Raw genomic sequence first — 1,565 nt, forward strand, 5'->3', positions numbered from 1 at the left:
GGAACACTCTAGTTCGACATTAGTATGATAAGTAACTCCTGCTCCTAGCTTATGACTTTCAAAGTTTCTAAAGAAAGATAGCTCAAATGGTATTTTGCTGAACGTAACCTCTCCGTTCGATGCCTCTATTGATTCTGATTTGTATCCTACAGTACCGCGGGTAGAAAACTGATTTGAGAATTGGTAGTCTATTCCGCCAAAAAAAGAAAGCCCTTCGTTAGCATTGATTTCATCACTTTCCCCTGAGCTGTAAATACCTTGAAATAGCTCATCTCCACCAAAGCCATAGCCAATATTTACTAATGTTCCGTCCATATCGAACAGATAAACTTCATAATTTTTCAATTCACTCTCCATGTTGAATTTTGCGAGTTCGTATAACGCCGCGTTAAGTGGTGAGCAACGCATTCACCCAACCTAAACCATTGTGACTTAATCACTTAAACTGAAGTAAGCCGAAAACGCCAAGCGTTGGTAATCCGGCTTAAACGCTTTGTTATAGCGCAGTTTCCCCCCTCCCCAGAATCTTTATTGGGGAATAGGTCATTTAGAATAGGTAAGAGTATTTCTTCATCTGATTTAAAGTAATCACTACTTGTCCACATGTTGCGAGGTTGCTGATAGAACATATAACCGACTTGATCATTATCCTTATCAACAATAGTAACTGTAGCGTTAGCCAATGGCGCATGGACATCAAAATAGCGTACTGCAACGTAGTCTACAGTTGCGTAGCACTCTTTATTCACTACTACATAGCCATTTTCATTCGCAATGTCTTTTATATATACATGAAATGGAATTTGCACTTTGGGATTCATGTTGACACAAATAGACTGTACATCTTGAGTAACTGGCTCAACATCAACGGTGTGCTCTAGGAAATTTTTGCTAGAGCAGCCACTCAATACTAGAGAAATTAAAGTTATCACTACAGCGTTTTTCATCAGTCTTCCAATTTTAACAAATAATATAAACACCATACCATATACAAGAAAAGCAGAGCAGAACGCCATTCTAAAAGTTGCGCTATAACGCCCAATTAAGTAGCTGACAACGCTACCAATACACTCAAATTTAACACCATAATCACTGATGCTAAACCGAGTTGAAAATGCCAAGCGTTGGCAGTCTGCTTAAATTGCTTGTTAGGTTAATCCATCAAAATCAAAACATGTAAGCAAAGTGAACGTCGAAGCCACTCCCATCAAACTCTGCGCTGCTAGAAGCTACCTCATAGTTTATATATGTATATTTAGCACCAATTCCAAATCGACCTATAGCCAAAGGAGCAAAGGCATACTCATATTGAACTATCAAGCCAGCAGCATCTTTAAAATCTGCCGTTGAGTTACAGAGACCAGCAACGGAACACTCTAGTTCGACATTAGTATGATAAGTAACTCCTGCTCCTAGCTTATGACTTTCAAAGTTTCTAAAGAAAGATAGYTCAAATGGTATTTTGCTGAACGTAACCTCTCCRTTCGATGCCTCTATTGATTCTGATTTGTATCCTACAGTACCGCGGGTAGAAAACTGATTTGAGAATTGRTAGTCTATTCCGC

The 1,565-nt window shown here is 38.9% G+C and carries 1 protein-coding gene and 2 pseudogenes; all 3 read right to left on the reverse strand.

The annotated features are described in order from the left end of the window. Positions 1-357 (reverse strand): annotated as a pseudogene (locus L4C37_RS22300) (hypothetical protein); the annotation flags it as partial. An 83-nt stretch (positions 358-440) separates the two neighbouring features. Next, positions 441-947 (reverse strand): hypothetical protein, encoded by a 507-nt coding sequence (locus L4C37_RS22305; protein WP_429770170.1) that lies wholly within the window; start codon positions 945-947, stop codon positions 441-443. A gap of 220 nt (positions 948-1,167) precedes the next feature. After that, positions 1,168-1,565 (reverse strand): annotated as a pseudogene (locus L4C37_RS22310) (hypothetical protein); the annotation flags it as partial.

Source organism: Vibrio kagoshimensis (assembly GCF_050337535.1).
GTDB lineage: Bacteria > Pseudomonadota > Gammaproteobacteria > Enterobacterales > Vibrionaceae > Vibrio > Vibrio gallaecicus.